This is a genomic window from Frankia sp. BMG5.23 (assembly GCF_000685765.2).
In the GTDB taxonomy this organism is placed as follows: Bacteria; Actinomycetota; Actinomycetes; order Frankiales; family Frankiaceae; genus Frankia; species Frankia casuarinae.
On sequence record NZ_JDWE01000004.1, the window covers coordinates 1 to 7,140 of the forward strand.

Here is a 7,140-nt window from a genome sequence, read left to right on the forward strand (position 1 = left end):
GGCTACTCCACCACCTTCGCGGCACGCCGGACGGCCCGGCGTACCTGGCGGCGCACCCACGTGAACGGCGAGGAACGCCCGGCCCTCGACGCCTTCGGCCGACCCGACGACACCGACGAAACCGTGATCATCCCCACCTGGCGGTACCACTCCTCCGGCTACACCAACAACGGCGACCGATGGCTCGCATCCATGGCCGCAGACCAAGCCCGGTCACGGAGAGAGGAAGCACATTCGGCCCGGAAATTTGCTGCGTAGTGGAAGGTTGGGAATGGGGATGTTGTCTGCGGAGGTTGATCGCTTGTGGACTGCTGCTGAGGCTGCGCGCTTCCTCGGTGTTCCTGTGGCGACCTTGTATCAGTGGCGGACGCGCAAGGTCGGGCCTCGGGCGTACCGGGTCGGGAAGTGGCTTCGCTACGACCCCACGGACGTGCGCGCGTGGCTCGCTGAGAGGGCCGCATAGCCGTGGGCAGTGTGGAAAAGCGGGTTCGCGACGGTAAGGCGGTGTACCTAGCGCGCTGGCGCGACGATGATGGGCGGCAACGCTCGAAGTCCTTCGCGAAGAAGGGTGATGCTGAGCGCTTCCGGGCTGCCGTCGTCTCGGATCTCGCCAACGGCCAGTACATCGACCCGCACGACCGGACGACGGTTGCCGAGTACGCCCGGCGATGGGCTGCGGGCAGGGTCCACCGGCCGACGACGTCCCGCCGGGTCGCAGGAACGATCAAAGTGCACATTGAGGGGACCTCCCTCGGCACCCGTCGGCTCGCGGCGGTCCGGCCGTCGGAGGTTCAGGCGTGGGTGTCCGACCGGGCACGGCTGCTGGCGCCTACGACGCTGCGTAACCTCGTGTCGCTGCTGCGGTCGATCTATGCGGCGGCCGTGCTCGATCGCCTGGTGGCCGTCTCACCCGTCGTACGGCTCAGCATGCCGTCCACCCGGCGGAAACGGGTGGTGCCGCTGACGGTTGACCAAGTGCGGCTCCTGGCGGACGCGATCCCGGTTCGCAACCGGGCGATGGTGATCGTTCAGGCCGGGCTCGGGCTCCGTATCGGCGAACTGCTCGCGTTGCGAGCTGAGGACGTCGACACCGGCGGGCGGGTGGTGCGCATCGAATGGCAGCTTGCACCCGGCTCGAAGGTCCGGAGCGTACCCAAGACGCCCCGTTCCCGGCGGGTCGTGCCGCTGCCTGACGTCGTCCGTGACGCGGTGGCGGAGCACTCGGAGGTCTTCCCGCCGGGGGCGGACGGTTCGCTGTTCACGACGCGGTTCGGGCGGCCGTACCGCCACGACTACTACGGGGCACAGATCTTCGTCCGGGCCGTCCGCCAGGCGGGGCTTCCGGCTGGCATCACGCCCCACGATCTTCGGCACCACTACGCGTCGGTTCTGCTCGCTGCGGGGGAAAGCGTGATCGCGGTCGCGGAACGGCTCGGGCACGACAACGCCAACCTGGTGCTGTCGACGTACGGGCACCTGATGCCGGATAGCGAGGATCGGACCCGCAAGGCGGTGGACACGGCGTGGTCCGGTGTAACCGGTGTGGAACACGATCACTCGTACCCTGCGGGACCTGCGGAAGTGGCCCCTGATCAGACGTTGAAGCGGAACTCCACGACGTCGCCGTCGGCCATCACGTAGTCCTTGCCCTCCATGCGCACCTTGCCGGCCGCGCGGGCGGCGGCCATCGAACCGGCCGCGATCAGGGCGTCGTACGAGACGATCTCGGCCTTGATGAAGCCGCGCTGGAAGTCGGTGTGGATGGCCCCGGCGGCCTCCGGCGCGGTCGCCCCGGCTCTGATGGTCCAGGCCCGGGCCTCCTTCGGGCCTGCCGTCAGGAACGTCTGGAGCCCCAGGGTGTGGAAACCGATCCGGGCCAGCTGGGCAAGGCCGCTCTCCTCCTGGCCGAGCGAGGCCAGCAGCTCCGCGGCGTCGGCCTCGTCGAGCTCGGCCAGTTCGGCCTCGACCTTGGCGCACAGCACGATCGCGTCCGCGGGCGCGACGGAGCCGACAAGTTCCTTGCGCCGACCGGGATCGGCGAGGACGTCCTCGTCGACGTTGAAGACGTAGAGGAAGGGCTTGGCGGTGAGCAGGAAAAGCTCCCGCAGGGCGTCGCGATCGATCTTCGGTTCCGAGGACAGCGTGCGGCCGGCGTCAAGCACCTCGCGCGCGGCCTTCACCGCGGCCAGCAACGGCTGCTTCGCCTTGTCGGCACGGGCCTCCTTCTCCAGCTTCGGCAGGCGCGCGTCAACGGTCTGCAGATCGGCGAGGATCAGCTCGGTGTTGATCGTCTCGATGTCGTCGGCCGGGTCGACCCTGCCCTCGACGTGCACCACGTCGGGGTCGGAGAACACCCGGACGACCTGGCAGACCGCGTCGGACTCGCGGATGTTCGCGAGGAAGCGGTTACCCAGGCCCTGCCCCTCGGACGCGCCTCGGACCAGACCGGCGATGTCCACGAAGCTGACCGTGGCCGGCACCGTCCGGGCGCTGTCGTAGAGCTTCGCGAGCTCGCCGAGACGCGGATCGGGCACCCCGACCACGCCCACGTTCGGCTCGATCGTCGCGAACGGGTAGTTCGCGGCCAGCACCTCATTGCGCGTCAGGGCGTTGAACAACGTGGACTTGCCGACGTTGGGCAGCCCGACGATCCCGATCGACAAGCCCATGGCCGGTCAGTCTACGGACCTCACGGCTACGGACCTCACGGCTACAGGCCCCACGGCTACTAGGCCCCACGGCCGCTCGCCGGGAAGGGCCCGGCCGGGAAGCTGCCCGGCCGGGGACCGTCTCACCGCGAAACCGCGCGAAACTGTCGGAGGGCCGTGATTGCCTCTCTCCCGTGGACACGACCAGCGCGCTGCTGGCCCTGATCGGGCTGGCTCTCGGCGCCATGGGCGGATTCGCCGCCGCGCGCCGCTTCGCCGAGCCGCGGGTTGCCGCGCTCACGGCTGCGCACGCCACCGCCGTGCGGGAGCGCGACCAGGCCCGGGAGACCGCCGCCGCCGCTGCCGAGCGTGCGATGCTGGCCGAGTCGGACGTGTCCAGCCTGCGCACCGCGCTGGAGTACGAGCAGCGAGCGGCGGGCGAGCGGGTGGCGCTGGTCGAGCAGAGCCAGGACCGGCTTGCCGAGAGCTTCCGAGCGCTGTCCGCGCAGGCTCTGGAGGGCGCGAGCCGTCAGCTGGTAGAGCTGGCCTCCGCCCGGCTGGACGAGGCCGGCGCCCGCGCCCGCGGCGATCTCGACGCCCGTCGTTCGGCGGTCGAGAGCATGGTGACGCCGCTGCGGGAGGCTCTCGGGCGGATGGAGGACCGGCTGCGGGAGCTGGAGACCGCGCGCACCGAGGCCTACGCGGCACTCGTCGAGCAGGTGCGGTTCGCCCGCGAGGCGTCGGAGAACCTCCGGTCGCAGACCGCCGCGCTCGTGACCGTGCTGCGCCGGCCCCAGGCCCGCGGTGCCTGGGGCGAGATGCAGCTGCGCCGGGTGGCGGAGGTGGCCGGCATGCTCAACCGCTGCGACTTCACCGAGCAGATGACGATCCAGGGCGACGACGGCCCGCAACGGCCCGACATGGTCGTCCACCTTGCCGGTGGCCGCAACGTGGTCGTCGACGCGAAGGTTCCGCTCAGCGCGTTCCTGGAGGCCGCCGACACGACGGACGAGGAGCATCGCGCGCGCCGGATGGCCGCCCATGCCCGCCATCTGCGTGCGCATGTCGACGGCCTCGGCGCCAAGTCCTACTGGCGGCGGCTGCCGTCATCCCCGGAGTTCGTGGTGCTCTTCGTCCCCGCCGAGGCGTTCCTGGCCCCTGCCCTCGATCACGATCCCGGCCTGCTCGAACACGCCGCAGGCAAGAAGGTCATCATCGCCACCCCAACCACGCTGATCGCTATGCTGCGGACCATCGCCCACGCTTGGACTCAGGATGCGCTGACCGCACGGACGAAGGAGATCTTCGAGCTGGGTCGCGACCTCTACACCCGCCTCGGCACCCTGGGCGAACACGTCGATCGCCTCGGTCGCTCGCTCGGCCGGGCGGTGGGGGACTTCAACGCCACCGTCGGCTCGTTGGAAAGCCGGGTGCTGACCCCCGCCCGCCGGCTCGCGGCCATGGAAGTCGTCGAGGCGGGGCTCCCCAGTCCGGTTCCGGTAGAGACCGGCGTGCGGCCGCTGTCCGCCGCCGAGCTCCTGAGGAGCACCGGGGAGGGCGCGACGACCGGGCGGGGTGGCGCCATGGAGGACCCCGGAATCGATGTCGGGTACCAGACCCCTGACGGCGCAGATCCGGCCAGATGGGACGCGAACGACCAGCATAAGGAGGATTAAGCAACGGAAAGCAGTGAGATCGACACCGAAAGCTCAAATGCGAGAGCCGATGCGCATGTCTGGTGCATCGCCCTGACGCATTGGAAATCTGCGGGCGGTACCTTGCCTTCGTGAGTGTGCCGCCTCACCGGCAGTCGGCCGGACCGCCGGGCAGATCCGCACGCGCTCGCGGGCATGATGATCTGTACGCTCGCAGCTCGCGCGGTCGGGCGAGTGGGCCGCCGCCCACGCTGTTCACGGGCAGCCGCCGGGGCCTCACCGCGCTCGGCACCGGCATCCTCGTCCTCGTCATCGGTGGGCTCGGTGCCATCGCGGACTCCGCGATCTTCGGTTCCCTGAAGTTCGCCTTCGGCGTGCTGTTCATCGGCTCGTGCGTCCTCGCCGCGGTCCGCGTGCATGCGGATGACCTCATCGGCGTGGTGATCATGCCGCCGCTCGCCTACGCGCTCATCACCCTCGGCGTCGGCTACCTGAACCCCGCGGCCGGGAACGGCGGCTCCGGCCTGCGCAACAAGGCCATCGATGTCGGCTCGGAGATGATCCTTCACGCTCCGATCCTGCTGACGGCCTTCATCCTGGTAGTCGTCATCGCGCTCTTCCGGGGTCGCCGCGCCCAAGTGGCGCGCCGCGAGCGGCAACGTTCCCTCGCGCAGTCGTCCGCCGAGCGCCGACGCCGGCCGCTGTAGCCCGGACCGCCGCTTCCCCACGCCGCTTCCCCACGCCAGGTCGGCCGTACCGCCACAACCACCCCACAAGCAAATCCATGCCATCAATAAAAACAATAAAAGGCATGTAGATGGAACGGCCGACGACAAACACCGGCAACGCGACGGAACCTATTGCCACAGCTCGTGCTAGATTCCATGCCGCATCACGCACCCACCGTTCAGGTGCACTTCCACTGGCATATCGGGTGCCGCATCCCCGGAGGCGGCGGACGTAGGGAGGCCCGCTTGTCGTGCACGTCTCACGCTTTCTCCGGCGAGCACGTCCCGTCCGTTGGTGAGCCGGTCGGGCCCCGGTGACCGCCAGTCCCTGCTCAGCGGGACGAACGCCGATGATCCCGATGTTGCGCTACCGGTCTCTCGACACGCAGCCGCCACGCGGCCCGCGACGTCGGCTAATCCCCTTCACGACCTTCATGCGGCACTGCGCCCTCATCGCCGCCTCCGGCCGGCAGGCGCTCACCGTGTCGAAATATGCCGCGTCCCTGCGCGCGGCCACCGCGCCGGCCAACCCGGTCATCATCACCTTCGACGACGGCGGCGTGGAAACCTTGAAGGCTCTCCGCCGACTGGCCGAGACGGGTCTGACGGCGACGGTATTCGTGACCAGTTCACGGGTCGGTGATCCGGGCTATTTCAACCGGACCGACCTGCATCGAATACGGGGTCTCGGGATAGAAATCGGCGGGTCCGGTCACACCGGACGGCGGCTGGACGAACTGGCGCGGACCGACGTGATCGCCGAACTGACGCTGTCGCGTCGCCGGCTGGCCGTGGCGACCGGGGACGAACCTCGCACGTTCGCCTACCCCCTCGGCGGATACGACCTGTCCGTACGCCAGCTTGTGATCTCGGCCGGCTACAGTTCGGCCTGCGCGGTACGCGACGTCCTCTCGCATCCCGCCGACGACCGCTTCGCCCTCGCCCGGTTGACCGTCGAGGCGAACACACCCGACAGCCGGCTTCGCGCGTGGTTGGAAGGCGTCGGGCGGCCCGCGCCGCCTCCCACGGTGCCACGGACCCACACCCATCGGCTTCGGCGCGCGGCCCGCCCGCCTGGTCTTTTCACCCCCAGGCTCGGTCAGCCCGATCCTGGCCCGGTGACCGGCACCGGGGACCCGGGCGGCCTCGCATCCCCCGACCTCAGCTGGCCATCACCGGCCCTGCCGGAGCACTGAGCAGTCCGAACAAACTGAGCAGTCCGAACAAACTGAGCAGACGGGGTGGCGGCAGGACGGCTGGCTGCGGTGGTACCCCGCCCGCGGGCGGTCGGCGAGAGTGCCACGGCGTCCCGCGGCGGATCGGTGCGCAGGGCCAGATCACCGAGCGGACTGGTCACCCCGAGCCAGTACCGCTCGTTGCGGTAGTGGTGCAGACGATGCCCTCGCCACAGCCGCCGGTAGTAGGCCGTGCGCGGGGGGACCCGGGTATGGATGAGGAAATGCGTCCAGTCGTAGACGAGCGCACCCATCCCGAGGCAGAGCGCGCCGGTCGCCGCCCATGGCGGCCCGAGCAACGCAGGCGCCGCGACGGCGACGGTTCCGCTGATCACCTCGCGGGGGCGCAGGAACATCGTGTCGAGGTTGGTCGGATCGCGATGATGCTGCTCGTGCCCGTATCCGGCAAGTTGGTAACCGATCGATCCCAGCCGACCGCCCGGCCGGGCGTGGAGCAGTATCCGGTGCACACTCCACTCGACGAAGGGCTGCGCCGCCACGGCGGCCACCGCGACGCCGGTGTCCCGGATCCGCCACGGGCCTCGGACCACCCGCAGGACGGCAAGCGCCCCCACGCAACCAAGCAGAACGGGGGGCCGTGGATGGCGCAGGAACCTGTGTGCCGCACCCACCAGCGTCCGGACCTCCGCGGCGCTGCCGTGCGGTCCCGGGGGGTCGAGGCGCGCGAACACCCTCGCGGGGACGGACGGTCGCGGGTAGTGCACCATGCGACCACCTCCCGACCAGATCGGAGTCGGAACGGACCAGGAACAGCATGGAAACTGTACGGAACTCCGACTGGACCGGCGACTTGGATCGAAGCTGCGACCGGGACAGCGGCGGCTCAGAACGGGACAGCGGCGGCTCAGAACGG

Annotated in this window: 8 protein-coding genes; 6 read left to right on the plus strand and 2 right to left on the minus strand. The window is 69.9% G+C overall.

Features of this window, described 5'->3' with window-relative positions:
* The 3 genes from BMG523DRAFT_RS02635 to BMG523DRAFT_RS02645 form a co-directional block, all read left to right on the plus strand.
* A partial coding sequence (locus BMG523DRAFT_RS02635; RefSeq protein ID WP_043590278.1) for a replication initiator occupies positions 1-258 on the plus strand: 258 nt, incomplete at its 5' end.
* A gap of 19 nt (positions 259-277) precedes the next feature.
* The gene (locus BMG523DRAFT_RS02640) at positions 278-463 is read left to right on the plus strand and encodes an AlpA family transcriptional regulator (RefSeq protein WP_035909413.1); all 186 of its coding nucleotides are present in this window, start codon (positions 278-280) and stop codon (positions 461-463) included.
* Positions 464-504: 41 nt separating this feature from the next.
* Positions 505-1,641, plus strand: coding sequence for a tyrosine-type recombinase/integrase (locus BMG523DRAFT_RS02645; RefSeq protein ID WP_200923089.1), 1,137 nt, complete (start codon positions 505-507; stop codon positions 1,639-1,641).
* On the opposite strand, the gene ychF is transcribed toward BMG523DRAFT_RS02645, so the two are convergent.
* Positions 1,593-2,669, minus strand: coding sequence for a redox-regulated ATPase YchF (gene ychF, locus BMG523DRAFT_RS02650; protein ID WP_011438245.1), 1,077 nt, complete (start codon positions 2,667-2,669; stop codon positions 1,593-1,595). The genes BMG523DRAFT_RS02645 and ychF overlap by 49 nt on opposite strands.
* Positions 2,670-2,842: 173 nt before the next feature.
* Here ychF and rmuC point away from each other — a divergent pair, with 173 nt between their 5' ends.
* The 3 genes from rmuC to BMG523DRAFT_RS02665 all read left to right on the plus strand — a co-directional run bounded on the left by rmuC (position 2,843) and on the right by BMG523DRAFT_RS02665 (position 6,227).
* Positions 2,843-4,324, plus strand: a complete 1,482-nt coding sequence (gene rmuC / locus BMG523DRAFT_RS02655; protein WP_011438246.1) for a DNA recombination protein RmuC — start codon at positions 2,843-2,845, stop codon at positions 4,322-4,324.
* Positions 4,325-4,434: 110 nt separating this feature from the next.
* Entirely contained in the window at positions 4,435-5,010 is a 576-nt protein-coding gene (locus BMG523DRAFT_RS02660) for a DUF6542 domain-containing protein (RefSeq protein ID WP_232234874.1), read from the plus strand.
* 371 nt (positions 5,011-5,381) lie between these two features.
* Positions 5,382-6,227, plus strand: coding sequence for a polysaccharide deacetylase family protein (locus tag BMG523DRAFT_RS02665; RefSeq protein WP_011438248.1), 846 nt, complete (start codon positions 5,382-5,384; stop codon positions 6,225-6,227).
* On the opposite strand, the gene BMG523DRAFT_RS02670 is transcribed toward BMG523DRAFT_RS02665, so the two are convergent.
* Positions 6,131-6,994: a sterol desaturase family protein gene (locus BMG523DRAFT_RS02670; RefSeq protein WP_011438249.1), complete on the minus strand. Its 864-nt coding sequence runs from the start codon at positions 6,992-6,994 to the stop codon at positions 6,131-6,133. The two genes, BMG523DRAFT_RS02665 and BMG523DRAFT_RS02670, sit on opposite strands and share 97 nt — an antisense overlap.
* Positions 6,995-7,140 lie beyond the last annotated feature (146 nt).